Raw genomic sequence first — 26,105 nt, 5'->3', positions numbered from 1 at the left:
ATTTTTATTCGGCTAGAGGCCTGCTATTCTGTTACAAATAGGTTTATAGATTGAGGTTTGCATGAGAGTGATACAGCGTTTTAGTGCCTTAGCGGCAATGGACGGTGATGGTGTGAACATCAGTCGAGTGTCTGACTTTGAGCAACTTCGTTTTGATCCTTTTTTAATGATCGATGAGATCAAATCAAATGACGAGCAAGATTTTATCGGTGGCTTTCCGCCACACCCTCACCGTGGTGTCGAAACCTTTACCTATATCCGTAAGGGTGGATTTGAACATCGCGACCAAATGGGTAATGTTAAACCAATCCGCGCAGGTGATGTACAGTGGATGAGTACCGGCCGTGGCGTTGTGCATTCTGAAATGCCGCTAGCCGATGCCAATGATGGTCTGCATGGATTTCAAATTTGGCTAAACATGCCAGCTAAAGACAAAATGCGCCCGCCAATTTATCAAGACAGTACTCAATGCATTAAACCACAACAAAGTAACGAACACGGCGCGACCTTGACAGCACTGGCTGGCCATTGGGGCTTTAATCATAGTCTGGAGTTCATCGATGGGCCTATTCAAGGACTCGCTGGGGAGGGTGCGATAGCCGAGTTAACCTTAAATGAACACGGCTACGGCACACTTAACCTTGAACGTTATCACACCGCGTTTGTATATATTTACCAAGGTGAAATCCATTACGTGGATGAGCAGGGACTGCGTGAAACCTCAGGCGAAGGGCAGTTGTTACTGCTAGATGCCGTTGAACTATGTCATTTTCAAGCAGAAGCTTGCGGGGCTGGCCTATTGATTTTTGCAGGCAATCCCATTAATGAATTAATAGTGCAAATGGGCCCGTTTGTGATGAATACCCAAGCCGAAATAGACCAAGCGGTGCGTGATTATCAGCAAGGGCTTTTTGGCCAGATAGAATAGTCAGCTAATCATAAATTATCCCTGTTTGAGAGAAAGATTTGTCAGCGAAAGCTGAAGAAAATTGCTACAATAGCGTGTATACCCAATCAACTTGAAGAGACGTGTTTCAGAGCTTCACCGTGTTTTCAATACTAGGCGCGTTAATGCAGTAATGTAGGTACCTTATAAGTTAACGTAACAACGTAGTGGAAGCACGGTGAAACTCCCAAAGGGCAAGTTTTACACGCGTTTATGCTGCGTTATTGATTTTGGAAAGGGAATAACCATTACCAGCAATCAATGCCTTGTCTAAACGCGTGTAAATTCTTGCTGAAATCGAGCATCTTCAGGTTGATTGGGTATATATGGCCAAGGACAATTTGATGTGTAGCATTCGCTATACTGACAATAATCACCTTGGCTAATTTGTTTGTGCAGCACTTGTGCGCTTTTTTGCTTTCGATATCAGAGGATATTCGCCTTGAGTCAGTCTACTGAACCGGCCGTTAACATGGCTTTCGCATCACTTAATTTAAAAACTGAATTGCTTGAAAACCTACAAACTATGGGTTTTGAATCAATGACTCAAATCCAGGCCGAAAGCTTACCGCCAATTTTGGCCGGTGAAGATGTCATAGGCCAAGCAAAAACAGGTTCAGGTAAAACGGCTGCGTTTGGTTTAGGCCTGTTAAACAAACTCGAAGTAAAACGTTTTCGTATTCAAACCATGGTGTTGTGCCCAACCCGTGAGCTTGCCGACCAGGTCGCTGAAGAAATCCGCACACTTGCCCGCGGTATTCATAACATTAAGGTATTAACCTTATGTGGTGGTGTGCCAATGGGACCACAAGTGGGTTCGCTTGAGCACGGCGCACATATTATTGTTGGCACGCCGGGTCGTATTGTCGATCATTTAGATCGTAACCGCTTAGATTTAAGCAACATGAACATGTTGATTTTAGATGAAGCAGATCGCATGTTAGAAATGGGCTTTCAGCAGCATATCGACCAGATTATTGCTGCTGCGCCGCGTGAGCGCCAAACGTTATTATTTAGCGCGACTTTCCCTGAGCAAATCAAATCGATTGCCGATCAAATTATGTATAACCCTGTGATGGTAAAAGTTGAGCAAAAGCATGACAACTTAACCATTGAACAGCACTTTTACCGTGTTGATGACAACAAAGGTCGCCTTGAGGCGTTGCGTTTGTTGTTGCTTGATAAGCAACCGCGTAGCTCGGTAGTGTTTTGTAATACTAAGCGCGAAACCCAGCAAGTGGCAGATGCATTAGCTGAGTTTGGTTTTAGTGTGTTAGCACTGCACGGTGATTTAGAACAACGCGATCGCGATCAAATGCTATTACAGTTTGCTAACCGCAGTGCGCGTATTTTGGTGGCGACAGATGTGGCTGCCCGTGGCCTAGACATTGATGAGCTTGATGCGGTATTTAACTACCACATTGCTTACGATACAGAAGTCCACATTCACCGTATTGGCCGTACAGGCCGTGCGGGTAGCTCGGGTGCAGCATATACCTTCTTTGGTGAAGATGACGGTTACAAAATGGCGATGATTGAAGAAGCCATGAACAAAGATATCATCGGTGAAACACTGCCAGCGATGAGTGCACTCAACAAGCAGCCTCAAGCGGCTGAGATGATCACCATTCAAATAGATGCGGGCAAAAAGCAAAAGATTCGTCCAGGTGACATTGTTGGCGCATTAACTGGTGATAACGGCTTAGATTTTAATGATATTGGTAAAATTAAAGTCACTGAGTTCCGTGCTTATGTTGCCGTAAGCAGTAAGGCGTCAAAGCAAGCGCTAAATAAACTCAATAAAGGTAAGTTGAAGGGTCGTAACTACCGAGCCTGGTTTATGTAATCGTAATAGATGTTTAAACAAAAAACCGCTGAACAATGTTCAGCGGTTTTTTATTGGCTAAGTAACGATTGGCTTAGCAGCTATTCACTACGCGATAAAACATAAATCGTATCGCTTAAATTCAATCTTAGTTTTTTACTTTGGCATTGGCGTATGGATTAACGCTGCCCTTTGACGCAGAACCCGTGTTGCTATTGCTACTCGCTGCAGCGCCACCAGTTGCACCACCACCGCTGCGACGCGGTGGACGGTTACGCTGTGGTGGTTTGTTACCATTGGCAATCGCTTCAGCTCTGTTGCCGGCGGCTTTTGGCTTGTTAGCACCTTGCGACTGACCTTCTTTATTGCTGCGAGATTGCTGACGCGAGTCATATTTACGCGCAGGCTTATCACCTTGTGCCCCATTAGCTTGCTGCTGAGCATGCTTGCTGCGATTCGGGTTGGGCTTTTTAACACTATTGGCTTTATGACCTGAGCGGCTACTTGCTTCAGGAATAGTGAATGGTGCTTCAAAACCGGCAAGTTGTTTGCGTTCAATGGTGCGATTAATTAAGCGCTCAATATCGTGCAACAATTTAACTTCTTCAAGGCCGACTAACGATACTGCTTGGCCTGTTGAACCCGCACGGCCAGTACGGCCAATACGATGAACATAATCTTCAGGTACGTTAGGCAGGTCAAAGTTAACAACAAATGGTAGTTGGTCAATGTCGATACCGCGCGCGGCGATGTCAGTTGCCACCATAACTTGCACTGTGCCAGCTTTAAAATCAGCTAATGCTTTAGTGCGGGCAGTTTGGCTTTTATTACCATGGATAGCAGCAGCTTTAATGCCTGCAGCGTCTAGGTTTTTGGCCAAACGGTTAGCGCCATGTTTAGTGCGCGAAAACACCAATACTTGTTTCCAATCATTGGTTTTAATCAATTCGATTAACGCCATAGATTTACGGGTTTTATCCAATGGGTAAACACATTGGGTAACGGTATTGGCGGTGGCATTACGTGGCGTAACCGAAATCTCGACAGGGTTATTGACTAAGCCTTTAGCTAATTCACGGATGTCGTCCGAGAAGGTCGCCGAAAACATCAAGTTTTGACGTTTAGGCGGCAGTAACGCTAACACCTTTTTAATGTCGCGAATAAAGCCCATGTCTAACATGCGGTCAGCTTCGTCTAACACCAGGATTTCTAATTTACTAAAACTAATGGCTTTTTGTTGGCACAAATCGAGTAATCGACCTGGGGTTGCCACTAAAATATCTACGCCGTTACGCAGCGCGGCAAGTTGCGGGATAATGGATACTCCGCCAAATACTACGGCCGACTTAAGCGGTAAGTTAACGCCGTATGTGGCCACACTTTCTTGTACCTGGGCGGCTAATTCTCGCGTTGGTGTCAATACTAATGCACGCACTTGACCGCGTTGAGCACGGCTGCCTTTTGACAATAATTCTAGGATTGGCAGGGTAAAGCCTGCGGTTTTTCCAGTCCCGGTTTGGGCTGCTGCCATCACATCTTGTCCGGCTAATACGGCTGGAATGGCTTGTGCTTGAATAGGAGAGGGGGTGTCATAACCTTGTTTTTCAACCGCTTTTAAAATAGCAGCATTCAGACCAAGTGAGGCAAAACTCATAGAAAAATCTCTTTGGGCAACGCATTGTTGCTTTGAATAAAAGGTAGCCAGAAACGGCGGCCGTGAAGCTTACCTGAAAACCGCTATAAGTGCTAATAAACTCTTGATAATTGCAAGCTATGCGGTGCTGTTTGCCCTTGTTGTGGTGTCTTTGAGACACATTTAGCTATCAATGCTTATGAATATAATGATTTAGAATGAAATAGTGTTAATCTTGAGGCTACGATCAGTGCTAAAGCTCAACTTATTACATACAATAAAATGACAACCTATATTCAGCGACTTAGCTGAGGTTATTTACTGTTAAGGTGATATCAACTGATGAAATTAACGGCACACACACACATCGAGAAAACGGCATATGAGCTGCGAGATCACGCTCATGCTGTGATTAAGAATGTGTTGTTAATGTCGAACATTTCTACCTTAGCGTTACAAATGGCGATGCGCCAACTTTCTAGCCACAGTCGAGTGGCCTTGCATTTTCACCCCGACCGAATTGATAGCCGTGGTCTCTGTGTGGTCGACGGCTTATTGCGCGACGGTGTGTATAAAAGCCAGTTTGAAACTCATGTGTCGAATGGTCATTTGTCGCCTGAGCTTGGTGGCTCCCGCGACCATTGGGAAAACCAATTATTTGGCAATTGTTATTCTGGCATTAAGCATCGCCCCAAATACGGCGCGCTTGATTTTGGCCTCTGTCCGTTAGGCCCTGCACCGCGTTTTGGCAGTTGTTACTTAGTGACTCATTCGCAAATATTACCGCGTTGTACTTTCAGCTATATGGACTCGTACCGGCTGCCAAAAGAGAAAGGCACCATAAAGTGCTTTGATGTGATTTTAGCGGCGCTATTGAGCGAAAGTTTTGAGCGCCAATATGCCTTAGGTTGCGTAGGGCTTAAACCCAGTAAGTTGATTAATTACTTTAGTCAGCATTTAACCGCCCCGACAGAAAAACGCTTTGACAATGAACCTTGCGGTAATTTGGATCATTACATTGAGGCGCAAATTCACGGTGATGTATCGTTAGATAAAGATGTTGCCGTGTTAGTCGCCGACCCCTCATTTATTGGCAGTCAAATTGGTGATTCTTTAGTGGCACTGTGCGATGAATATGACATTGAACTGCTTTGGCACAATGGCAGACAAATGCGGGTGACAGATGTACCCGATGATTTTCGTGGTGCGGCAATGCCGACGTTGGCACACAGTATTGCTGAAGATCAGATAATCAATGCTGAAATTATTGGCCGAGCCGCTTATCAACTGCAAAAGCAACCCACCTCCTGGAGTGAGCGCGGCGCGCACACCAAAAAGCTGCAAGACTTAAAACTGTTATGGCATGTGTTAGTCAAATACGGCCATACTCCCTCAAATGAACCTTTTCTGTTGTAGTTTAAGCTTGATTTAAGCGCGATTACCTATAACAGATATCCATTACTGATAGTCCATTAGCAAAATGTGAATCAGTTAACATTTACACTATTTAAGGTGTTATCTCACGTCCAGTGCTGCGATACTGCAGGGCGAATTTAGGGTGAAAATAAACACTGCCGGAGCGTCATGGATAAGTCGTTAGAAAAGTCATTAACTCAGTGGCTTAAAAGCCAACAGCCTGCCTGTGGTATTTTCCTTAAATTATCTATTTTATGTGGCTGGCTCAATGGCGTTGCTATTGTGGGTCAGGCTTATTGTATCGCGCGCATTTTGCAGCAAGTGATTATGCAAAATATGTCACTGCACGCATCTAATCTTGAATTTATTGGTCTCATTGGTCTGTTACTCTTGCGTGCTGCATTAGCGCAAGTGCGTGAGCGAGTGAGTTTTGAGGCGGGTAAACGTTTACGCAGCGACATTCGCCAAGCTGTGTTGAATAAGTTGGTTGAGTTAGGGCCTGTGTTTATTAAAGGCAAACCGTCAGGTGCTTGGGCGAGTTTAGTATTTGAACAGGTTGAAGACTTACACGACTATTACGCTAAATACGTGCCGCAAATGATGTTAGCCGGCTTTATCCCTTTGCTTATTTTGGTGTGTGTATTTCCGCTTAACTGGGCGGCAGGGGTTATTTTATTAGTCACAGCCCCCTTAATCCCAATGTTTATGATTTTAGTGGGTATGGGCGCGGCCGATGCTAACCGTAAAAATGTTAAAGCGTTAGCACGTTTAAGCGGCCACTTTATGGACCGCTTAAAAGGCTTACAAACCGTTAAGTTATTTCATCGCGGTGATGCTGAGCTTAGTAATATAGAAAGCGCATCAGAAGATTTTCGTAGCCGCACCATGTCGGTGCTGCGTTTAGCTTTTTTAAGTTCTGCGGTATTAGAGTTTTTTGCTGCCGTGTCGATTGCCGTGCTTGCGGTGTATTTTGGCTTTAGTTATTTAGACCATTTAGATTTTGGCCATTACGGCGTCAGTATTAGCTTATTTACCGGCATGTTTGTACTCATTTTAGCGCCAGAGTTTTTTCAGCCACTGCGCGATTTAGGCACCCATTACCATGCTAAAGCGCAAGCCATTGGCGCTGCAGAAACCTTAGTTGAATTACTCGACTACCAGGTTGAAGGCGCTAAAACAGATGCTCACAGTCCAGATAAAGCGTCATTTTCGGTCGATGCCATCAGTATTGAAGCTGTTAATCTTGAGGTGTTTAGTGTTGATGGTCAGCGTTTATTAGGACCAATTTCATTTACGCTGCCTGCGGGCGAACATTGGGCGATAGTTGGCCCAAGTGGCGCGGGGAAAACCAGTTTACTTAATGCTTTGTTAGGTTTTTTACCCTACAAAGGCCAACTAATGGTGAATCAACAATCACTGTCGAGTATTGCGCCTAGCGACTGGCGCCGGCATTTAGCCTGGCTTGGTCAAGACCCGCAATTGTTTCATGGCACGGTGCGCGATAATGTCGCACTGGCAAATCCACAATTAACCGACTCGCAAATTATGACGCTACTTGAGCAAGCCAATATTAGCGACTTTGTCACTCAGCATGCCCAGGGGCTCGACCTGATGATCAGCGATCAAAGCGCGGGAGTCTCTGTTGGCCAGGCGCAACGTTTTGCTTTAGCGCGGGCACTCGCGCAACCCGCCAAGCTGTTTTTACTCGATGAGCCAACTGCCAGTTTAGATGCTCAAAGCGAGCAGTTTGTGTTGGCGTCATTGCAAACTGCCATGCAAGGCGTGAGTGGGTTAACCGTTACCCATCGGTTAGATGACTTAAGCGCAATGGATAAGGTGTTGGTGATGGATAAAGGCCTTATTGTGCAGCAAGGTGAGGTGAGTGAGTTACTTGGCAGTGAAGGCTTGTTAGCGCAAATGCTTAATCAACAGCAGGAGGGTTACTAATGAATCACTCAACTGAGCAAACCTCACTGCAAACTGACTCGCCTCAAACAGCAGCACAATCGATATCAACGCGGAGCACATCATTGCGAGTATTAGTGCCGTTTTTAGCCTTGTTTCGCCGCCAATGGCTGATGATGCTGACCGGCTTAATATTAACCTTTATCACCTTATTAACCGGCATTGGTTTGTTGTCATTATCGGGCTGGTTTTTGTCGGCCACAGCAATCGCGGGGTTATCAGTTGCTACAGCGCAAATGTTTAACTTTTTCACCCCAGCTGGCGGCGTGCGATTTTTCTCTATTGCCCGAACAGCAAGCCGCTACGGTGAGCGTTTAGCCACCCACGAAGCCACATTTAAATTGTTAACTCAGTTACGCATTTGGGCGTGGCAAAAGCTCTTACCGTTGAGCGCCGCTAACTTACAAGGGCTGCGTCGTGGTGATTTGCTTAATCGTTTAGTGGCCGATATCGACACCTTAGATCATTTGTATTTACGCTTGCTAACGCCTTTAGTGGCGTCATTATTGATGATTGCAGGACTGTTTGTTTTTTTAGCCTGGTTTGACCTTAACTTAGCCTTGAGTTTATGCAGTATTTTATTGCTTGCTTGGTGTGTATTACCCGTGGTGTTTTATGCTCTCGGTAAAACGCCTGGTCGAGCATTAATCGATGCGAAACAGCAGTACCGAGTGATGCTGCTTGATGTGATTCAAGGCCAAGCCGAATTAAGCCTGTTTGCAGCAAACACGCGTTATTTAGCCAAACTTGAGCAAGCCCAAGCGCGATTATTTAGCCAACAAACAGCGATGGCCAATATTACCGGCTTAAGCCAGGCCATGCTGATTTTAGTTAATGGCACCGCCGTGCTGGTGATGTTGTATTTGGCCAGTCATGGCGTGGGCGATGCAACGCCACCAGGGCCGTTAATGGCGTTAATGGTATTTGCCACTATGGCGAGCCTAGAGATGATGATGCCCATCGCAGGGGCATTTCAACATTTATCCAGTACCCTGTTAGCCGCGCAGCGTGTCACAGACATAACCGAACAAACACCCGCGATAAGCTTTGATCCGCACAGCCCCTTAAAAGCAAACTCGGGCGCGCTGACATTACACAATGTTCATTTTGCTTATCAACCACACACCCCTATTTTACAAGGGCTGAGTTTAACCCTTAACGCAGGGCAAAAAGTGGCAATACTAGGCCCAACCGGGTGTGGTAAGTCGAGTTTGTTGGGGCTAGTGACGCGTGAATGGTCAGCCCAACAAGGTGATATTACCCTCGATGGTCAACCCCTTTGCGATTACAGTGAAGCAGAGCTTAGGGCGTCAATGACCGTTGTGAGTCAACGTATTTATTTGTTTGCCGGCACGCTGCGCGAAAATTTAACGCTGGCTTTACCTTATCAACAAGGTGAGCCTAAAAAAGCTCACGATGAACGCTTTATCTCGGTATTACAACAAGTCGGCTTAGGGGCGTTGTTGCAAGGCGACAAACCGCTAGACATGTGGATTGGTGAGGGTGGCCGACAATTATCGGGTGGCGAACAGCGCCGTATTGGTGTAGCTAGAGCGTTATTACGCGCTGCGCCATTATTATTGCTCGATGAACCTACCGAAGGGCTTGATAAACGCACCGAACGCGAGATACTTTCACTGTTGTTGAACTTTGCAGAAAATAAAACGTTATTGATGATTAGCCATCGTAGTACCGCCCTCGACAAGATGGATGCGGTTTATACTTTTCAACAAGGGAGCTTACAACGCTCACAAGCTCATTATTGACATAAGTAGTGTTAAAAAATGGTTTTCGCTTCTTAGATCCTTTTCAAATACTGAGGTTTATGCTTACTTGCTTTATTAGCAAGCAGGCATAAAGACTCAGAAACGTAACAACCTTTCTGATACAAAAATTACATAAAGTGTTTTCGCTGGCTGAGATAAATTGATCTGCCTCACAAATTTGTGATTAGGTTATGTTTCAAAATTACAAGCCGCGCTGGGAGTGTGATCTTTGTTCATATATTAGCAGTTGCAAACATATACTATAAGCTATCGAAATTTTTTTAAGATGGTGAATGACATGACTGGTGTGACAAATCCAGTGATAACCATTAAGCGGGGACTAGATATCCCGATTGCTGGTGAACCACTACAGCAAATAGACGGCGCGCCTAAAACCACGCAAGTGGCACTGATAGGTGAAGAGTACGTCGGCCTAAAACCAACCATGATGGTTGAAGTTGGCGACCGCGTGACAAAAGGCCAGGTTTTATTTGAAGATAAGAAAACGCCTGGCGTGCTATTTACCGCACCTGCTAGCGGCGTGGTTTCTGCGATTAATCGTGGCGAACGCCGTGTATTACAGTCAGTTGTGATTGACTGTGATGCAGAGCAAACGACGGCAAACGTGATAGAGCCAACTGAATTAACAAGCTTAAACCATGAAAGCGTAAAGCAAGCTCTTGTTAAAAGTGGCTTGTGGACTGCGTTTAGAACGCGTCCGTTTTCACGGGTCCCCCAACTTGATGCGACCCCTGCTGGCATATTTGTCACCGCAGTTGATACTAATCCATTAGCGGCAGACCCTCGGGTGGTGATTGCAACTCAGCCACAGGCTTTTGAGGCGGGCTTATATGTATTAAGCCTACTAACTTCTGGCAAAGTGTACTTGTGTCAGGATGACGGCGAATCGCTACTGTCTGCAACATCCAAATACGACTTATCTCGTGTAAATGTACAAGGTTTCAACGGTGTACACCCAGCAGGTTTAGTCGGTACTCATATTCATTCTTTATTGCCAGTCAGTATTGAACGTCAAGTGTGGCACTTGGGTTATCAAGACGTGATAGCGTTTGGCAAATTGTTTTTAACAGGTGAGCTTTACACCGACCGCATCGTCGCGTTGGCTGGCCCTAATGTATTAAAACCTCGCTTAGTGCGCACTCAATTGGGTGCTAAGTTGAGCGAATGGGTCGCGCCTGAAATTGATCAGCGCCAATCACGCATAGTGTCTGGATCGTTATTGTCAGGCCATACTGCAGCTGGCGTTTATGATTATCTTGGACGATTCCACAATCAGGTGAGTGTATTAACTGAAAACGATCGCCAGGAAGTATTACCTTGGGTGCGTCATGACAGTAATAAGTTTTCGCTCACCGGTATCATGATGTCTGGCTTTAGCCGCACCAAAAAATTATTTGATTTTACCACTCATGCTGGTGGCTCACCTCGCGCCATGATGGCGTTTGGTCGCCTAGACCATGTGATGCCTTTGGATATTTTACCTATCTTACTTGTACGTGATTTAGTGGTACGTGATACCGACGAAGCACAGCTGCTTGGCGCATTAGAGCTAGATGAAGAAGATTTAGCCTTATGTACATTTGTGTGCCCAGGAAAGTATGACTTTGGTAAAGAACTTCGTGCTTGCCTAGATATTATCGAGAGGGAAGGTTAATGAGTCAGCAACAAAAAAAGCCCAGCCAAGATAGCTATTACGCTCATGGCGACTCGATGCGTAGCTTCTTACGTTCATTATGGATTGCCAATGGCCGTAGCACTAAAGGCCATGTGCATATCCGTGATGCAATTGATGTTAAACGCACCATGCACATTGTGGGCATGTGTTTATTCCCTGCCATGTTATTTGGTATGTACAACTTGGGGCTGCAAGCCCAGGTGGCCATTATGGCCGGTGCTGCGCAACCAGAAGTATGGCAACTGGCTATTTATAACTTGTTGTTTGGGCCGTTAACTGAAAGCTCAGGCTTAATCAGTTTATTTGCCTATGGCGCCAGTTTTTATGTGCCATTTTACCTCACTGCATTAGTAGTAAGCCTCGTGTGGGAGGTGGTATTTGCCAAAGTCCGCCGCCAAGAGTTACACGAAGGCTTCTTTGTCACAGCGTTATTGTTCTCGCTAATTTTACCCATTTCAACACCGTTATGGATTGTGGCACTTGGCCTCAGTTTTGGTGTGATTGTGGCAAAAGAGATGTTTGGCGGCATGGGGTATAACTTTTTAAACCCTGCACTGGCCGGTTATGCATTTATCTATTTTGCTTACCCAACTGAAGTGGCTGCATTAAGCCAATTTGTGGCGGTTGATGGCTATTCTGGCGCAACAACGTTAACCCTAACAGTGGCTAAAAAGCTCAGTTTTGTCGATGCAAGCTGGTTTAGTGTGTTTAGCGACAGCACTTGGTGGGATGCGTTTTTAGGGTTTACCCCAGGCTCTGTTGGCGAAACGAGCACCTTAGCGATTTTAATTGGTGGCGGTATTTTACTGCTGACTCGTGTGGCCGATTGGCGTGTTGTGGCTGGCGTGATGGTTGGGATGATCTTAACAGTAGTGTTGTTTAACTACTTTGGGTCAAGCAGAAACCCAATGTCAGCAATGCCGTGGACATGGCATTTAGTGACTGGTGGCTTTGCCTTAGGGATGATGTTTATGGCGACCGATCCGGTGACTGCTTCATACACCCGCAAAGCTAAGTTCGCTTATGGTTTTATGATTGGTTTGATGACCATTATTATCCGTTTACTCAATGCAAAAATGCCTGAAGGCATTATGTTAGCCATTTTGTTTACCAATTTATGGGCACCGTTATTCGACTACCTAGTCGCTCAAGCCAATATCAAACGGAGACTAAAACGTCATGGCCTTTAAAAAAGATACCGTTACTGGAACTATGATTTTTATTATCGTTTTAAGTTTGGTTTGCTCATTTATGATCACAGGTACTGCTGAGATTTTAAAAGAACGTAAGCTGGCTAAAAAACGTGATGAAGTACAACAGTTTGTATTAAAAGCCGCTGGCATAGATATTAGCCAAGGTGATTTTAATGCCCTGTTTGAACAACGTGTTAAGCCTAAAATGGTGAACCTAGCCAGTGGTCAAGTCACCGAAAAAGACAACTTGCTCGACTTTGACGAGCGTATGGCGGCCATTAATCCTGAGACGTCAACTAAGCCTAAAAAAGACATCGCCAAGATTAAAAGCATGGCGACTGATATCCGTATTTTTGAAGTTTACGATGCTAATAACCAGCTATCTAGCATTGTGATGCCAATCTACGGTAAAGGTTTATGGTCGATTATTTACGGTTACATGGCAATTAAGCCTGACCTTAATACCATTGAAAATATTGTATTTTATGAGCACGGTGAAACTCCAGGTATTGCCGATTTTGTTACCGACCCAGAATGGTTAGCCTTGTGGCAGGGTAAAAAGCTGTTTGATGACAAAGGCAAAATGGCCATTAAAGTTATCAAGGGCGGTGCTAAAGAAGGTGATATTCACGGTATCGATGGTGTCAGTGGTGCAACACGTACCGGTGTGGGGATTCAACGTTTAGTTGAGTTTTGGTTTGGCGTTGAAGGGTATCAAACCTATTTACACGCTATTGCTGCGGAGGGTAAATAAATGAGCCAAGTCAGTTCGACTCGCGAGATTTTAACATCGCCAATTTTTACCAATAACCCTGTTGCTATGCAGGTGCTCGGTGTGTGTTCGGCATTGGCGGTCAGTAACTCAATGCAAACCGCATTAGTGATGACCCTAGCCGTGACCTTTGTACTGGTATTTTCAAACGTAATTATTTCTAGTATTCGTCACTTTATTCCCAACAGTGTCCGTATTATTGCGCAAATGACCGTGATTGCTTCATTGGTGATTATCGTTGATATGGTGTTGCAAGATGTAGCGTATGAACTATCAAAACAGTTATCTGTGTTTGTGAGTTTAATCATTACTAACTGCATCATTATGGGCCGTGCAGAAGCCTTTGCCATGAAGCATCCACCGCATTTAGCGCTGGTTGACGCATTAGGCAACTCTATAGGTTATGGCTTGATTTTGTTAGGCGTGGCATTTGTACGTGAGTTATTAGGTCGTGGCAGTTTGTTTGGCCATGAGATATTAACCACCATCGAAAACGGTGGTTGGTACCTTGCAAATGAAATGTTTACATTACCGCCTAGCGCATTCTTTTTAATTGGCGTGATGATTTGGGCCATTAAAGTCGTTCAGCGTAAGCGCAGTTAAGGAGGCATCATGGAACACTATATTAATTTATTTATCCAGGCTGCATTTATCGACAACATGGCCCTGTCTTTTTTCTTGGGCATGTGTACGTTTCTTGCGGTATCTAAAAAGGTGTCTACCGCCTTTGGTTTAGGGATTGCCGTCATTGTGGTGATGATGTTGGCAGTGCCATTAAATCAAATCATTTACGTCAATATTCTTGCACCAGGCGCATTAGCCTGGGCAGGTTATGCTGAACTGAATTTAAGCTACTTGCAGCTCATTACCTTTATTGGGGTTATTGCCGCATTAGTGCAAATTTTAGAAATGTTTTTAGACCGTTACATTCCTACTTTGTATCAGTCATTGGGGATCTTTTTACCGCTATTAACCGTAAACTGCGCCATTTTTGCTGGAGTAATTTTTATGGCTAACCGTGACTACAACTTAACTGAATCAGTGGTATTTGCGTCAGGTTCGGCTGTGGGTTGGGCTATGGCGATTGTATTACTTGCAGGTTTACGTGAGCGGATGAAGTTTCATGCCATTCCCGATGGGTTACAAGGTATCGGTATTACCTTTATTACCACCGGATTAATGGCACTTGGATTTATGTCTTTTGCTGGCATCACGTTATAACGCATTGATAAGAAGGGCTATGTAATGGAAATGGCAATAGGTATAGGCATGTTTACCATTGTGGTATGCATCTTAGTAATGGTGATTTTACTCGCCAAGCGTAAGTTAGTCAGCACCGAAGATGTCACAATTAGTATTAACGGTGATGCTGAAAAAACAGTTAGAACGCCAGCGGGCGACAAGTTACTTGGCGCGTTAGCAGGACATCAAATTTTTATTCCGTCTGCATGTGGTGGCGGTGGTACTTGTGGTCAATGTCGCGTTAAAGTGAAGTCAGGCGGTGGTGATATTTTGGCTACTGAGCTGGACCATATTACTAAAAAAGAAGCCAAAGAAGGTTGTCGTTTAGCGTGTCAGGTTGCCGTGCGTACCGACATGGAGCTTGAAGTTGACGAAGAAATCTTTGGGGTTAAAAAATGGCAATGTGAGGTTATTTCAAATGATAACCAGGCAACCTTTATTAAAGAATTGTTGTTAAAAATTCCTGATGGCGAAGAAGTGCTATTTAAAGCCGGTGGTTATATTCAAATTGAAGCCCCTGCGCATGAAGTGCGTTATGCCGATTTTGATATCCCTGAAGAATATCGTGGTGACTGGGTTAAATACGGTTTATTCGACTTAGTGTCAAAGGTAGATGAAGACGTATTACGTGCATACTCAATGGCAAACTACCCAGATGAAAAGGGCCGCATTATGCTTAACGTGCGTATTGCTACTCCGCCAAAAGAAGGCTTACCACCAGGTAAAATGTCGTCGTACATCTTTAATTTAAAAGCCGGTGACAAGGTGACTATTTCAGGGCCATTTGGTGAGTTCTTTGTTAAAGAGACCGATGCTGAGATGGTGTTTGTTGGCGGTGGTGCGGGTATGGCGCCAATGCGTTCGCACATTTTTAATCAATTAAAAAGTGTTAAAACCAAGCGTAAAATGAGCTTTTGGTATGGCGCTCGCTCAACTCGTGAAGTGTTTTATCAACAAGACTTTGATCAGCTGGCTGCCGAAAATGATAACTTTGTGTGGCATGTGGCACTGTCTGATCCGCTGCCAGAAGATAACTGGACGGGTTACACCGGCTTTATTCATAATGTGCTGTATGAGAACTACTTAAAGCAGCATAAAGCGCCAGAAGATTGTGAGTTTTATATGTGTGGCCCTCCAATCATGAACGCCTCTGTAATTAGTATGCTAGAAAGTCTAGGTGTTGAATCTGAAAACATCTTGTTAGATGACTTTGGTGATTAATCTAGGTTACAAATAACAATCCCCAACGTGATAAGCGTTGGGGATTTTTTTATGCAGTAGACATTTAGAGTTTAACTTAAGCGATCAGAAAACCTCAAACAGCGCATAACCTCATCTTTATTAAAACTGAGCTCTTCACCATGTTGCTCGCTAGTTAATAAGCTTTCACGAGCGTAACGCCTAATTGTTGTCGGTGTTTTGTCCAGTATTTTGCAGACTTCATCTAAAGTTAAATAATCATTGTCAATCATATTCACCTCCATTTTATGGTTTGCTAGTTAGTTAATTAACTCGATGTCACCTTTTGCCTTTCATCTGTCCCTATAGCAATGTTAAAAGCGGTTAGGTTTTTTATTCATGATGACGGTCATGCATCATCATATTGCTGATGGTTCTCGTTGTTGGGGCTGCTTGTGGCGCCAAAGCGACTTGATACATTGCCTCTGCTACTGTTTCAGCTTGGATTGGTTGATATTGTCGTAAAGGCCCCACAAATAACCACGACAAACCCCCTAAAAGCACCTGGCCAATACCTTCTAAAAAGCGGCTCTCCTCACGTTTGCCAAGCAATAAACTGGGTTGAAAAATATTCAATACAGGGAGGGCGAGAGTCATGAGTGACTGCTCTAATTCACCTTTAACCCGGTTATAAAAGACGGATGACTTAGCACTGGCACCGTGGGCGGTAACCACTAAAAATTTAAGCGCTGGGTTTGCTTGGGCCTGAACTAATTTTGCAAATGCTAGTACTGCTAGTTTGTCGACCTGAATAAACACCTCTTCACTGCCAGCTTGTTTGATCGTTGTCCCTAAGCAACAAAACGCATGATCAATTTTGTCGGTCAATGTGAGCTCGTGTAACTCATCAAGTTGGCAGGCAATAAATTGGACTTTTTCGGCGCCAAACTGATGCTCAACTAAAGCCGGTGTTGAGCGACCGATAACGATAACTTTGCTGTAGTGTTCACTTTCTATTAATTGGCTGAGTAACGCATTACCCACTAAGCCAGTCGCACCCATTATCGCTGCAATCATATAATCCTTTATTAAGCTAAATATTGAATTGATGGTATTGAATGTAATCTGTCATTGTGTCGGTTTCAATAAGAATATTTGTGTAGCATTTTTTGTTATGTTTGTTAGCTTAGAGCGATGTTTTCAATCGTCTCATTTATAAGGACTTGTTATGACCGCGCATTTGCCGCTCACCGATTTTATAGAATATCCCCAAGATGAAATGCTCAAGCGCGCGCAAGACAATTACCAACATGTTAAGCGTCGTCACTCCATACGGGCCTTTTCTGATCGCGCTGTCCCTCAAGCTATTATAGAACAATGTATCTTGGCCGCTGGCACCGCACCTAACGGCGCTAACCACCAACCTTGGCATTTTGTGGCCATTAGTAGCCCTGAGATAAAAGCACAAATTCGACAGCAAGCAGAAGCTCTTGAGCAAGCTTTTTATGCTGGCAGAGCAGGCGAAGAGTGGTTAGATGCGTTAAAACCATTAGGCACCGATGCGAACAAACCTTATTTAGAGCATGCACCCTGGTTGATTGCGGTGTTTAGTCAGAAACGTAGCGAAGATGAGGGCGCGCAAAAGACAAATTATTATGTGCATGAGTCTGTGGGGATTGCGACTGGTTTTTTAATTCAGGCCTTGCACCATGCTGGGTTAGGTACGTTAACCCATACGCCCAAACCAATGAGCTTTTTAAGTAAGGTGTGTGGCCGCGACTACGATAATGAACGGCCTTATATGTTAATTATTGCAGGCTATCCCGCTGAGGATGCGACCATCCCACAGCATGCCGTGAATAAAAAGTCCCTCGCTGAAATGTGTGACTTTATCTAAGTTGAAGCAATATGCTTAGCTGTTTTTTAACCTTGTTAAAGCATATCGTGATTTGCTAAAGTAACTTATTATCTATAAGGATTAATGCTAGACTTTTGGGTGTACGAATAACCGTATTAAATGGAGTTAATATGAATCTAACAAGCTCTCTGCTGATATTTGCATTAGGCGGCATGGTGTCAATGCTCGCTGAAGCTGACAATCAACAGACTCAATCTACCCAGGGCGAATTGGTCGAATTGTCGATAACACTTAGTGAGCATTCTATTGCCCTAAATTGTTTACCGAAAACCCAAGCGGCCAGCATAAATGCAGATTGGGTGGTTGAGTGTAATCGATTGGCCTATGAATACTTATTAGCAAAATCTGCTGAAGGTATGGCGTTTCAACGCCAAGTGAATGAAAAACCTTTCGGCATGGCCGCCGACTTTATTGCCACTAATTTGATGCAAAATCCGGCCAGTTTTAAGGCGGCACATATTTCTCAAGAGTTTGAGTTTATACCTAAAAAAACCTAAAACATTGTAGAAAATTGAATAAAAAAGCGCCGCTATGGCGCTTTTTTATTCTTTGTATAACGATGGTGAGCCTTTAACTGGCCTGGTTTTAAAGCGTCGATGTAGCCACATATACTGGCTTCTGTTGCGGTTAATCAATTGTTCTACAATTTGATTACCGCGAATGGCATCGTCGGTTTCATTGCCGCCAGGAAAGTTCTCCAGTGCGGGCATAATTTCGAGATTATAACCGGTGTCGTCGGCGTTTCGTTCAACAAAGAAAGGCAACACATTAGCTTTACCTAGCCTTGCCAGTGAAGTCGCTCCGGTAATCGTTGCCGCGTCTGGCACGGCAAAAAATGGGATAAAGACTGCGCTTGAGCGACCAAAGTCTTGATCGGCGGTATACCAGATAACATCAGGTGCGCGTAAACTGCGGATCATTTGGCGTACATCACGCTTAGGCACTAAGCCTTTATTTGAGCGTAAACGGCCTTTAACCTGTAAATACTCCATAACGGGATTGTTATGCGGGCGATATACGCCTATCCCGGGAGCAAATTGACCAAAGATACGTGCGCCCATTTCAAGTGGTAAGCAATGCACCGCAAATAAAATGACCCCTTTACCATTGTCTAAGCTGTTACTGACATGCTCAGTGCCTTTAATGGTCATGTGCTGTTGAACACGATCATTTGACCACCACCAAGCATTAATGGTGTCGAATAATGCTTTGCCGGTTTCTTCAAAAGTGCTATCAAGAAGTTGCTGCTTGTCTGTTTCGCTCATGTCTGGGAAACATAAATCAATATTGCGACGCGCTGTGTGCACACGACCTTTAGCGAGTTTTTTGACTAAGTGACCAATGGCGCTACCCATTTTCATTTGCCAACGCAAGGGCAGTAATAACGTGGTGCGCATTAATAATACGCCAAACCACATAGGCCAATGTTTAGGATGATATAAATCAGAAGAAAATTCGGCTTTTTCGACCACAGATGACTCGTCTTGTTCTCAAAAATTATTTGTTATTCTAACTCATTATTCTGATGAAAATTAGGTACAATTGCGGTTAAATTTTTGCAACACAGTGAATACACTATGAAGGTTTCTCTCCCAGCGTTTGAAAACGCGCGTATTTTAGTGATTGGGGATGTAATGTTGGATCGCTATTGGGTGGGTCCAACTGGACGCATTTCTCCCGAAGCGCCTGTGCCTGTTGTTAAAATTAACCAAATTGAAGATAGACCTGGCGGTGCGGCCAACGTGGCGTTAAATATTGCCGCATTGGGCGGCCAGGTGCAGTTGGCTGGCCTTGTGGGACAAGACGAAACAGCCGAAGCACTGACCCAAGGGGTTAAAGTGTTTGGGGTTGAGCCGCAATGGTTAAGTGTTGCCGATAAGCCAACGATTACTAAATTGCGGGTTTTATCTCGTAATCAGCAATTAATCCGTTTAGATTTTGAAGAATCGTTCGACAAAGCCAGCAGTCAGGCCTTGTTTGATCAAAGTGAAACGATTTTAGATAACGTTGATGTGTTAGTGCTGTCAGATTATGCCAAAGGCGCGATTAACGAACCTAAAGATTTTATCGCCAAAGCCCGCGCAAAAGGCGTGACTGTATTGGTCGACCCTAAAGGCCATGACTTTGCCCGTTACCATGGTGCATCACTTATCACTCCTAATATGAGCGAGTTTGAAGCTGTAGTCGGTACGGTGACCAGTGAAAGCGATTTGATTGAAAAAGCGCAGACGTTAATTAAGTTACATGACTTTAAAGCCATTTTGGTGACACGTTCTGAAAAAGGCATGACTTTAGTGTCTAAAGACCAGCCTGAACTGCATATCCCCACCGTTGCCCGTGAAGTGTATGACGTAACAGGCGCGGGTGATACGGTGATTTCAGCGTTAGCGACATCGATTGCTGCAGGGGCAACCTTGGCGCAAGCATGTGCGATAGCGAATACCGCAGCCGGTGTGGTTGTGGGCAAATTAGGCACCTCAACAGTGAGTCGCATTGAGCTGATACAAGCATTGGCACAAAGCCATGGCGAGTCTGGCTTTGGTGTGATGACAGAAGATCAACTCGCGTATGCAATGGAACAAGCGCGTTTACGTGGTGAACGTATTGTGATGACTAACGGTTGTTTTGATATTTTACATGCAGGCCATGTGAGCTATTTACAGCAGGCTAAAGCGTTAGGCGATCGCTTAATTGTGGCGGTAAACAACGATGATTCGGTGACCCGTTTAAAAGGCCCTGGTCGCCCAGTTAACCCGGTTGATCGCCGCATGGCGGTGCTTGCAGGCTTAGCTGCAGTTGATTGGGTTGTTCCCTTTAGTGAAGATACCCCACAACGCGTGATTGCCCGTTTATTACCGGATGCCTTAGTCAAAGGTGGCGATTATAAAGTTGAAGACATCGCAGGCGGGGCTGAAGTGATTGCCGCTGGCGGTAAAGTAGAAGTGCTTGGTTTTGAAGATGGCGTGTCGACCACTGCGATTATTCAAAACATCATGTCTAAAAAGTAGTTATGACTTTTCACTGGCAATGGTTATTCGTTAGCCTTATCGGTTTCAGTGTTGCTGTTGCCAGTGAGCCCCTCTCAGATCAACCCTCATCCATTAGTATATCGCCTGATACTTCGGCTTATTTAACAAACCCTGGTTCAGCGACTCAGTCGCAACGTTTTCAGCAAGGTTATTTTACCGATATCGCTAACAAACGCGCGTTAGTGTGTTATGTGACGACGTTAAGCGACTGCTTGCAAATGTTACCGACGCATTTACGCCAGCAAACGGTATTTTCTCGCGCTGCGATACGTAACGCCATAGGTTATAAAAGTGCCATGGTGCTGTCAGCTCACGATAAAGCCATTGCTGGGGTGATAGTGCTTAATCCTAATAAAGACATTGCTGAGCAAAGTGGCTCAATAGGGCTCACGACTTACCAATTGCCTTTAAAGCAACAGGCGCAGCTTACCTTGTGGCATGAGCTAGGGCATTTGTACAATATCGATCTGCAACAAACCTTACTGCCTGGTTCGCTATCAGAGTATCAGCATGAATGGTTAGCCGATATCTATCTACTCTGGCGCATTGCTCATCATTATCCGCAGCTCGATTTAGCTTGGCAGCAGTTTCATCGCCGAAATTTAGCGTTAATTAATGACAGTGCCAATTTATCTCATTGGAGCGCCCCGCAACTGCAAATTGCGTTGACTCACTACAGTATTGAACAGTTACAGAAGTTTGTTCGGTATGAGGATTTTATTGCCGCCGTTTATCCATTAATGCCGTTGTGGTCTGAGCGTGATATGGCCGAGTTTTCAAGCTTAATACAACGCACCTTTGGCGCAGGGGTCGTGCAACCGTTACCTGGCTATATGTTTTGGCGCCAACCCAAGCTTGTTGAAGTCTTATCGCCAACCCTTGAACAGTTAATGGGCAAAGGCAATGCACAACTTTGGCTGCAGCAACAATTCAGCACTGTTAACTAATTTGTAACTCTTTGTGATTCACGTCCATTAATCTGTTTTTTTACCGTATGACGCTTGTTTGTCAGGCGTATTCTATATCCATTGATTTTAAAGGGGTAAATCAATCGTTATCGCGATAATGTTCTGATTTATACTCACTTTCTGAATATTGTACGGTTAAATATGTTGTAAATTTGCTGATTCTTAGCAGAATTTTCTAGTGTGGTCTGGTAAGCTCTGGCACCAAAATAATTAGAGAGACCCATGTTTATGGCCAAGCGTTCACGAGTTGAAACTGAGTTAACCGTTAACCAAATTTTAGATGAAGCCTTTAAACAAATCCTCACGATTGGTTTTGAGGCTATGTCTTATACCACCTTATCTGCAGCGACTGGGATAAGCCGAACTGGTATTAGCCACCACTTTCCACGTAAAACGGAATTTTTAGTGCGTTTAGATGAACGCATAGGGCAGTTTTTTATTGAAGGATTAGATTTTTCTTCAATAGCGCGATTAAAGCAATCTTGGGGCGCATTAATGCAACACCCAGAGCGCAAAGCGGTATTAAAACTGTTTTTAAGTTTAAGTAGCAGTACTGACGACAATATTAAAACGCTTAAATCGTTAAATATTGTGAGAGACACTGCCGTAGCGCAATTTGCAGAGGCGGGAGGTCAATGCATTGAGCAGCTCATTGGACACAGTGTTTTAGCGCTGTTTAACCATGGGCAAGCTACGTAATAAACGATTGAATGAAGTGTAAGTTTGGCAAAAATTTGTTTTATCCTGAAAGTAACGCATCGGTATTTAAATTGGCGTATGATCAATAAAATATCGACATACCAATATTGAGTTGAGTGTTGAGTTGAGTGAGTGGTTGACGTAAACCTTTAGCTTACACAGCAAGCAATAGCATTATGGTATATCACGCGAGCAGCACTTAACGGTGTTGCTCGCGTTTTACTTTATACCCACAACTAACCTGAATATGCATAGTCAGCTTGATTAGACACTAGCTCTTTTTACGATTTTCGTAACGGTCACACATTTGCTGAGCCTTTTCGGCATCGTATTCACGCAGACCACTGAGTACCAAGGTTTTTACCCCACTGCCAATCACTTTTCCTTCGCTGTGTAATTCAAAGGTTAAGGTCACATCACCACGCTTGCCATTAATCACCAATGATTGCTCAGCCAAATGTAAACTCATGGTGCTGAAGTCAAAATGATCAAGATGGAATGACATGCTTTCGTAAATAACTAATGGGCGATCAGGGTTAATCATTACCTGATGTTGTTTCATCATCGGCATTAACACATGGATGAAGTTTAAACCTGAAAACGCGACGTAACTTTTAATAAAGGCGGCGGTTTGCACGTCGCATTTGCACACTTCGCCTTGGCGTTCAATGTGCAGATATTCTTTGCCTTTGGTGTCGCAAATACTGAATTGATCAGTGACGTTTTTATCGAGATGCAGTTCTACATTATCACCGACCATACCTGCAAACTTAAATTGCATATTTTGGCTTAAGCCATATTCAGTGAGCACTAAAGCAAATAACAAATCACCCGGTACACAAAAACGCTTTGCACCGACATCGTGAATGGGGTTGAAGTCTTCGGCGACCTTTTTGGCAAAGTCACTGGCTTGTTGAGCTGAAATAAACACACTTTGATCTTGTTTTGTAAAGTAAGGTGATAAAAACATATAGAATTATTCTTATTGGTCAGTTGTCTGCTAATGCACCACAGCGGTTTGTATCTGATTATGCAGTAAAAAACATAATTTGGTGCATTAATATTTTTAATAACATGGTTAATTGAGCGAGAGTTTACTTTAAAAAGTCAAATAAACTCACCCGATGACTAGGGCCTACTGAGTGATTGCCGTGTTCGATTTCACAAAATTTTGATTTCATTATCGTGGGCGGGGTATTGCACTTTGCTTTAAATAATTCATTGATAAAAAGATACACAGCTACCAGAACATGACGTTATGTTTACCGTGTTTTTTGACGCTGTACATGGCTTTGTCTGCTTGCTCGCAAACATTAGTAAACTCATCGAGTTCATCGAATAAACTAATGCCAATACTTAAGCCTATGTTGATGGTTTCACCATCGAGCTCCAGTGGTGGGCGGTATAAATCTAACAAAGTATTGGCCATTTCTGAGAGTAACTCAACGTCATTGCATTGAGTTAAAATCACAAATTCATCACCGCCAAAACGCGCCACATGAAAGTGATCTTGTTTGGCTTTGGAGTTGCCAGGGTTAAATAACTGTTGGCAAGTGTGTAATAGCTGATGTGCAATATGAATTAACAAGTTATCGCCATAGCGATGGCCTAAATGGTCATTAACGACTTTAAATCCATCCAGATCAATGAAACATAACGCACCACAATTATGTTGGCGGTTTTGTTGTTTTTGCTTTTTAAATGCTTTGACTAGCGCGGTGCGGTTAAGCAGGTTAGTGAGTGGATCCCGATGAGCCAGTTTAGCTAATTCTTCTTCGTAACGTTTTTCTTTAGTGATATCAACATGGGCCCCCATGATCCGCAGGGGCTGGCCATTGATGTCATGTTCAATAATTCGGCCTCGATCAGACACCCAGGCGACAGTACCATCTTTGTGGATCATTCGGTGCACGGCTTGGTAGGTTTCAGCTTTACCGGCAACGTGACTCTCGAATGCTTCGATGACCCAGTCTTTATCATCGGGGTGTAAGTTGCCTTTCCAGCTGTCGATATGTGCGGGCAGTTCTTGACGGGTAAAGCCGAGAAGCTGACCCCACTGTTGATTAAAAATAGTCAGATTACCGCTTGGGATATGCTGTTCCCATAAACATAGGCCTGTGCCATCTAGCGCAGCATTGAGTTGCTCGTTAACCCGTTTGTTCACTAGGGTGAGGTGGCTATTCTCGCGCTCTAGCTGCTTAATTTTGAGCTTGTATTGCTCAATTTCAAGCTGAAGCTGGGTTATGTTGTCCTGCACTGCCATTGCTAAGCGATAATCCTTTTAATTAGATATAGAGTAGTTTAGCTAATTATTAAATAAAAAAATACCAGCTATTAAGCTGGTATTTTTAGACGCTGATTAAACGTTAAAGTGCTTTTAGAATCGCTTCTACACTGTCTTTAGCATCACCAAACAGCATTTGGGTATTGTCTTTAAAGAACAATGGGTTTTGCACACCGGCATAACCTGTGTTCATTGAACGTTTAAAGCCAATCACATTTTGTGCTTTCCACACTTCTAATACTGGCATACCGGCGATGGGGCTATTTGGATCTTCCATCGCAGCAGGGTTAACCGTATCGTTAGCACCAATCACTAATACTGTGTCAGTGTCGCTAAAGTCTTCATTGATTTCGTCCATTTCGAGCACGATATCGTAAGGTACTTTTGCTTCTGCTAGTAGTACGTTCATGTGGCCAGGTAAGCGCCCTGCTACAGGGTGAATACCAAAGCGAACCTTAATGCCTAATGCACGCAGCTTTTTAGTGATTTCTGCTACCGGATATTGCGCTTGCGCAACCGCCATACCATAACCTGGGGTGATGATGACTGACTCAGATGCTTTAAGCATATCAGCCACATCTTCTGCGCTGGTTTCACGATACTCACCAACGGTTTCATCACCAGATGCTGCAGTGCTGTCGTTACCAAAGCCACCGGCAATCACTGAAATAAACGAGCGGTTCATGGCTTTACACATAATGTAAGACAGAATCGCACCTGACGAGCCCACTAGTGCGCCTACAACAATCAGTAAGTCATTTGATAGCATGAAGCCCGCTGCTGCAGCAGCCCAACCTGAATATGAGTTCAGCATTGATACCACTACAGGCATGTCTGCACCGCCAATTGATGCCACTAAATGCCAGCCAAATGCAAAGGCAATTAAGGTCATTAAAATTAACGGAGTGACAGCGCCGCCAGCTTGTACGAACATCACCATCAAAATGAATGAAACCACTACCGCAAGCAAGTTAAGCTTATGGCGATGCGGTAACATTAATGCTTTTGATGATATAAGTCCGCGTAACTTAGCAAAGGCCACAATAGAACCGGTAAAGGTCACTGCACCAATAAATACCCCTAAGAATACTTCAACTAAGTGAATGTTTAGCATGGCGCCAGTTAAGTGTTCAGCTTGCTGAACTTGGCTTGCTTCAACAAAAGCGGCTTTGGCAGATTCTAAGGTTGTATGTAAGTCTTGACCTAATACCAAGACGACTTCTGATACTTCGTGAGGCTGAATATCAATAAAGCTATTAAAGCCCACTAATACCGCAGCTAAACCCACAAAACTGTGCAATATGGCGACCAGCTCTGGCATTTCAGTCATTTCAACTTTCAATGCTAAGCGGATACCTATTGCACCACCAATCACCATGGCAAGAATGATCCATTCTACGCCGCTTGTTGCAGGATTGAGTATGGTGGCTGCAAGCGCAATCGCCATACCAATAATGCCAAATAAATTACCATTTTTAGCCGTTTCTTGTTTTGACAACCCAGCTAGGCTGAGAATAAAAAATACCGCGGCAACGATATAAGATGCTGTAACCAGTCCTTGAGACACGATATTA

Annotated in this window: 23 protein-coding genes; 16 read left to right on the top strand and 7 right to left on the bottom strand. The window is 44.1% G+C overall.

The genetic code is table 11. The features are described 5' to 3' along the window. The first annotated feature begins 61 nt into the window (after positions 1–61). Positions 62–928: a pirin family protein gene (locus tag IEY48_RS05750; RefSeq protein ID WP_188918191.1), complete on the top strand. Its 867-nt coding sequence runs from the start codon at positions 62–64 to the stop codon at positions 926–928. A gap of 490 nt (positions 929–1,418) precedes the next feature. Next, positions 1,419–2,792 carry an ATP-dependent RNA helicase DbpA gene (dbpA, locus tag IEY48_RS05745; RefSeq protein WP_188918219.1) on the top strand — a complete coding sequence of 458 codons (1,374 nt, stop codon included), beginning with the start codon at positions 1,419–1,421 and terminating at the stop codon, positions 2,790–2,792. 127 nt (positions 2,793–2,919) lie between these two features. On the opposite strand, the gene IEY48_RS05740 is transcribed toward dbpA, so the two are convergent. After that, positions 2,920–4,425 (bottom strand): DEAD/DEAH box helicase, encoded by a 1,506-nt coding sequence (locus tag IEY48_RS05740; protein WP_229786336.1) that lies wholly within the window; start codon positions 4,423–4,425, stop codon positions 2,920–2,922. A gap of 321 nt (positions 4,426–4,746) precedes the next feature. On the opposite strand from IEY48_RS05740, the gene IEY48_RS05735 reads away from it, so the two are divergent. The 9 genes from IEY48_RS05735 (at position 4,747) to nqrF (ending at position 15,675) form a co-directional block, all read left to right on the top strand. Then, entirely contained in the window at positions 4,747–5,820 is a 1,074-nt protein-coding gene (locus IEY48_RS05735) for a DUF3626 domain-containing protein (protein WP_188918189.1), read from the top strand. 168 nt (positions 5,821–5,988) lie between these two features. Further along, positions 5,989–7,767, top strand: coding sequence for a heme ABC transporter permease/ATP-binding protein CydD (gene cydD, locus IEY48_RS05730; protein WP_188918187.1), 1,779 nt, complete (start codon positions 5,989–5,991; stop codon positions 7,765–7,767). An 83-nt stretch (positions 7,768–7,850) separates the two neighbouring features. Continuing rightward, positions 7,851–9,551 (top strand): heme ABC transporter ATP-binding protein/permease CydC, encoded by a 1,701-nt coding sequence (gene cydC / locus IEY48_RS05725; protein ID WP_188918216.1) that lies wholly within the window; start codon positions 7,851–7,853, stop codon positions 9,549–9,551. A gap of 298 nt (positions 9,552–9,849) precedes the next feature. Then, entirely contained in the window at positions 9,850–11,226 is a 1,377-nt protein-coding gene (locus IEY48_RS05720; RefSeq protein WP_188918185.1) for a Na(+)-translocating NADH-quinone reductase subunit A, read from the top strand. After that, positions 11,226–12,437: an NADH:ubiquinone reductase (Na(+)-transporting) subunit B gene (locus IEY48_RS05715; protein ID WP_188918183.1), complete on the top strand. Its 1,212-nt coding sequence runs from the start codon at positions 11,226–11,228 to the stop codon at positions 12,435–12,437. Before IEY48_RS05720 ends, IEY48_RS05715 begins: the two co-directional genes overlap by 1 nt. Further along, positions 12,427–13,194, top strand: coding sequence for a Na(+)-translocating NADH-quinone reductase subunit C (locus IEY48_RS05710; RefSeq protein ID WP_188918181.1), 768 nt, complete (start codon positions 12,427–12,429; stop codon positions 13,192–13,194). Before IEY48_RS05715 ends, IEY48_RS05710 begins: the two co-directional genes overlap by 11 nt. Then, entirely contained in the window at positions 13,195–13,815 is a 621-nt protein-coding gene (locus IEY48_RS05705; RefSeq protein ID WP_188918179.1) for an NADH:ubiquinone reductase (Na(+)-transporting) subunit D, read from the top strand. Positions 13,816–13,824: 9 nt separating this feature from the next. Next, complete coding sequence (nqrE, locus tag IEY48_RS05700; RefSeq protein WP_188918177.1) at positions 13,825–14,433, top strand: NADH:ubiquinone reductase (Na(+)-transporting) subunit E; 609 nt, start codon at positions 13,825–13,827, stop codon at positions 14,431–14,433. 24 nt (positions 14,434–14,457) lie between these two features. Further along, on the top strand, positions 14,458–15,675 hold the full coding sequence (gene nqrF, locus IEY48_RS05695) for an NADH:ubiquinone reductase (Na(+)-transporting) subunit F (protein ID WP_188918175.1): 1,218 nt from the start codon (positions 14,458–14,460) through the stop codon (positions 15,673–15,675). Positions 15,676–15,746: 71 nt separating this feature from the next. Here nqrF and IEY48_RS05690 read toward each other — a convergent pair whose 3' ends face one another. Together IEY48_RS05690 and IEY48_RS05685 are read right to left on the bottom strand one after the other, a co-directional pair. Continuing rightward, positions 15,747–15,926 (bottom strand): helix-turn-helix domain-containing protein, encoded by a 180-nt coding sequence (locus tag IEY48_RS05690; protein WP_188918174.1) that lies wholly within the window; start codon positions 15,924–15,926, stop codon positions 15,747–15,749. Between the two features lie 100 nt (positions 15,927–16,026). Continuing rightward, positions 16,027–16,710: a Rossmann-fold NAD(P)-binding domain-containing protein gene (locus IEY48_RS05685; RefSeq protein WP_188918172.1), complete on the bottom strand. Its 684-nt coding sequence runs from the start codon at positions 16,708–16,710 to the stop codon at positions 16,027–16,029. Positions 16,711–16,861: 151 nt separating this feature from the next. On the opposite strand from IEY48_RS05685, the gene IEY48_RS05680 reads away from it, so the two are divergent. Both IEY48_RS05680 and IEY48_RS05675 read left to right on the top strand, forming a co-directional pair. Beyond that, complete coding sequence (locus tag IEY48_RS05680; protein WP_188918170.1) at positions 16,862–17,530, top strand: nitroreductase family protein; 669 nt, start codon at positions 16,862–16,864, stop codon at positions 17,528–17,530. Positions 17,531–17,661: 131 nt separating this feature from the next. Further along, entirely contained in the window at positions 17,662–18,048 is a 387-nt protein-coding gene (locus IEY48_RS05675) for a hypothetical protein (RefSeq protein WP_188918168.1), read from the top strand. A gap of 45 nt (positions 18,049–18,093) precedes the next feature. On the opposite strand, the gene IEY48_RS05670 is transcribed toward IEY48_RS05675, so the two are convergent. Next, positions 18,094–19,023, bottom strand: a complete 930-nt coding sequence (locus IEY48_RS05670) for an LpxL/LpxP family Kdo(2)-lipid IV(A) lauroyl/palmitoleoyl acyltransferase (protein ID WP_188918166.1) — start codon at positions 19,021–19,023, stop codon at positions 18,094–18,096. Between the two features lie 105 nt (positions 19,024–19,128). Here IEY48_RS05670 and hldE point away from each other — a divergent pair, with 105 nt between their 5' ends. From hldE to IEY48_RS05655, 3 genes are all read left to right on the top strand, one after another. Then, positions 19,129–20,559 (top strand): bifunctional D-glycero-beta-D-manno-heptose-7-phosphate kinase/D-glycero-beta-D-manno-heptose 1-phosphate adenylyltransferase HldE, encoded by a 1,431-nt coding sequence (hldE, locus tag IEY48_RS05665; RefSeq protein WP_188918164.1) that lies wholly within the window; start codon positions 19,129–19,131, stop codon positions 20,557–20,559. A gap of 2 nt (positions 20,560–20,561) precedes the next feature. Continuing rightward, positions 20,562–21,527, top strand: a complete 966-nt coding sequence (locus IEY48_RS05660) for a hypothetical protein (protein ID WP_229786335.1) — start codon at positions 20,562–20,564, stop codon at positions 21,525–21,527. Between the two features lie 249 nt (positions 21,528–21,776). Continuing rightward, a complete protein-coding gene (locus tag IEY48_RS05655) occupies positions 21,777–22,247 on the top strand; it encodes a TetR family transcriptional regulator (protein WP_188918162.1) in 471 nt (156 codons plus the stop codon). 271 nt (positions 22,248–22,518) lie between these two features. Here the strand turns inward: IEY48_RS05655 and IEY48_RS05650 are convergent, their stop codons facing one another. The 3 genes from IEY48_RS05650 to pntB all read right to left on the bottom strand — a co-directional run bounded on the left by IEY48_RS05650 (position 22,519) and on the right by pntB (position 26,098). Beyond that, positions 22,519–23,217 carry a DUF3581 domain-containing protein gene (locus IEY48_RS05650; RefSeq protein ID WP_188918159.1) on the bottom strand — a complete coding sequence of 233 codons (699 nt, stop codon included), beginning with the start codon at positions 23,215–23,217 and terminating at the stop codon, positions 22,519–22,521. Between the two features lie 270 nt (positions 23,218–23,487). Continuing rightward, a complete protein-coding gene (locus tag IEY48_RS05645; RefSeq protein WP_188918157.1) occupies positions 23,488–24,510 on the bottom strand; it encodes a sensor domain-containing diguanylate cyclase in 1,023 nt (340 codons plus the stop codon). Between the two features lie 103 nt (positions 24,511–24,613). Beyond that, the gene (pntB, locus tag IEY48_RS05640) at positions 24,614–26,098 is read right to left on the bottom strand and encodes a Re/Si-specific NAD(P)(+) transhydrogenase subunit beta (protein WP_188918156.1); all 1,485 of its coding nucleotides are present in this window, start codon (positions 26,096–26,098) and stop codon (positions 24,614–24,616) included. Positions 26,099–26,105: the final 7 nt, after the last annotated feature.

The sequence above is a fragment of the Shewanella saliphila genome (assembly GCF_014648295.1).
Taxonomy (GTDB): Bacteria; Pseudomonadota; Gammaproteobacteria; order Enterobacterales; family Shewanellaceae; genus Shewanella; species Shewanella saliphila.
This window is presented reverse-complemented; position numbering and strand designations above follow the sequence as displayed.